Source organism: Treponema sp., assembly GCF_017430385.1.
In the GTDB taxonomy this organism is placed as follows: Bacteria; Spirochaetota; Spirochaetia; order Treponematales; family Treponemataceae; genus Treponema_D.
Window position 1 is genome coordinate 1 of the sequence record NZ_JAFRNB010000083.1, and the last position, 2,702, is coordinate 2,702.

Annotated in this window: 4 protein-coding genes; all 4 read right to left on the minus strand. The window is 42.6% G+C overall.

The genetic code is table 11. From position 1 onward, the window contains the following. On the minus strand, positions 1 to 227 hold a 227-nt coding region (locus tag IJJ71_RS05745), incomplete at its 3' end, for a hypothetical protein (protein ID WP_296845876.1). A 220-nt stretch (positions 228 to 447) separates the two neighbouring features. After that, a complete protein-coding gene (locus tag IJJ71_RS05750; protein ID WP_296845877.1) occupies positions 448 to 861 on the minus strand; it encodes a hypothetical protein in 414 nt (137 codons plus the stop codon). 53 nt (positions 862 to 914) lie between these two features. Beyond that, complete coding sequence (locus IJJ71_RS05755; protein ID WP_296845878.1) at positions 915 to 1,157, minus strand: hypothetical protein; 243 nt, start codon at positions 1,155 to 1,157, stop codon at positions 915 to 917. After that, positions 1,150 to 2,702 (minus strand): phage minor head protein (locus IJJ71_RS05760; protein ID WP_296845879.1); only part of this gene is annotated, 1,553 nt, incomplete at its 5' end. The genes IJJ71_RS05760 and IJJ71_RS05755, both read right to left, overlap by 8 nt.

The window sequence follows — 2,702 nt, forward strand, 5'->3', positions numbered from 1 at the left end:
TCACATGCGAAGACCGTCTCACCGAGCCTGACATTGTAAAAAATCACGCGCCGGTAGACATTGAAGTTTCCTTCTTCCATCTCCAGCTTGTTCACGGTCGTCGCATAAGTTGACTTGTACTTCGCATCATACGCTTCCAGTTGGAACTGTGACTGGGCATCACACGAAAACAAAACAACCATGAAAGCCATGGCTGTGACAAAAATTAAAAAAGATCTTTTTTTCATTTGTTTTACCTCTGCGGAGATTGTGCAACACGGAGCATAAAACACGGCAATTCTGGGAGAGAGGAAATTTTAAAAAACGGGAAATTCAGGGGGGATTGGGGATAAAGTGACAAGTTATCCGTTTTTTTAGGCGGAATCGGTGAATAATCGGTGAATTTTTGAGATGAGGGGATTTTTTACAGCTTCTTGAGCCTCGTTTTTCTATGAAAATCAGAACTTTTTAATATTCGACAAGAATTATTGGTGGTTCCCCGGCATTCGGCGCAGAAACTATCTTGTAAATAGTTTCTTCACGAATCTTATATGCTTTTGAGATTTGCCCAACAGAATATCCATCAGCATTGTCTTTCTTGATTATCTTTTTTTCTTCATCACGAACTTTTGTTCGATAGAGATAATCTTTTGTGTAATTTTCTTTTTCTTCTGGAAAAAGTTTACACAATTCAGACTCAACTAAAAAAGCTTTCCAGTGATTCACTTTCCAGATTTTCAGAAAATGTTTGCCTTTAGCGTTTTTTGAAACGATGCACGGTTTCTTGCTTCGAGATATTGCACATACATCACCAAAGTTTGAAATTTCTACATCAGCATATAGACTCACTTTTTCCAAAGTTTTGTAGATTTCTTCTTTCATTTTTTATGTAACCTCTAAAGAAAAAGCCCCGCAATTTACGGGGCTGTGGATTGTTATTTTGTTTTTCTTTTACGGTGAATCCGCATTATGTTCAGCATATCAGCTGTTGATATAACCCTTGCTAAGATTCCGTCTTTTTCTTTTACAAAAAATGGCCAGCCGAGACAAAGATTCTTAGCTTTGTCCGATGTGACTAAATGAACCTTGTAGCCATTCCAGTTTTCGAGGAACAATTCATCGTGAGTATATTTAAAATTTTTGCTTTGTGCGTTCGCATATTTCAATACTTCACTCATTTGCAACCTCCAATATTGATTTTACTATATTTTCGTCAAATTGCAAGTTGTCAATACGCAAAATTTTAGGAGTTTTTACAGAGTCTGTGTATAACATATCCTGCAAAAGTTCAAAAACATCTTTGTTCGTATAAATCTCACCATTCTGAGGGTCATAAAATGTTAAGATTCCTTTTTTATTTTTGAAGACAGAGATTATGTGACCACCACCAGTTTCTGCCCAATGATATTGGAGTACATACCTCTCATTCTCTTTTACCGTTGATTTTACAAATCTGAATTCGTCTTTCCAATTTTTCACAGAATTATTTTCAATCCAATTTGGATGATGTCTTGTCTTTGGGTCAATAAAAGCCCTGAGAGGATTTTTTGCTAATCTTTTAAAAACAATATTGTTTTCATCATAGGCTTTTGCACGGACATTGAATCCACGAAGTCTAGCTTCAAAAGCAACTACAGCGGTTTGACAATTTTCTAAATATCCACCGCCCAAACTAAAGAATGGGTTTACATTTCCGCCGTCAGCTTCTTCAAAAGTCATTGGCTCTCCTTGTGTGATTTTTCCGTCTGAAACTGAGTTTATCACATTCTCACGCTTGTTGAAAATAGCACTCTTCGCCCCAAGAATCTCCCCCTGCACACCGTACTCTTTCGCCCTCGCTACCTGGCTTGAAAGCTCTTCCCACCAGCTGTCGTTGCTCAATGGGTATACGCCGAAGCCGTTGTTTGCGTCCTCGATGTCCTTCGGGTTACTCCAGTTCTCAGGAAGCTCGCTCTCGTCGTAAATCGCACGGATAGTCGTTCGGCAGTTGAAGTGAAAGGGCGGCCAGTGAGTCTGCCAGAACGGATGATCATACGGAAGGATGAAACGCTTTCCCGCATACTGACGGCAGATGTCGCTTGTGCGCGAGTCGTCGATAATCACAAGCTCAAGCGCAAGCGGCTTGTCCTCGGCGAATCCCATCGCACGGCCAACATTGTAGGCTGTCTGAACATTCGTGCGGTAGACGGTCTCGTAGTACCAGCCCGACCCTGCGCCCATGCCGATTTTATCCAGAATGTCAGTCTTCGTGAGCGAAAGGAAGTCGCTCAGCCCCTTGCCGTCGTTCACGCTGGCAATCATCTCTGCGTTCAGTTTCTTCAAAAGGTCGCCGTCTGCAATCCTGGAAGCGGTAAAGGCACGGAAACGCATCTTGTCAGATAGCGAGTCATAGTCAACTTTTTTTATAACATCACGCTTTCTGAGGTATTCCACAGCCTCATGGTAGGGCATGTTCTCGATGTCCTCTGCGCTCGGCTCATCGAACTCTGCCTTGCGAACGGCGGAATCCAGACCCATCATCAGCGAGCGGGTGAAGAGTTTCGCCGCCTCTCCCATAGCCTGCCAGTCAGGCGGAAGCACTTTCTGAGTATTCAGCAAATCCGGATTCTTCGCACATTCCTTTATGTATGCCTTGATTCGCTCGGCGTAGCTGTCAGAGATTGAAAGCCATGCGGCAGTAGAAATCCGGTCAAGCCGACGCGCACGGCTCTTTTCCTCAAAAA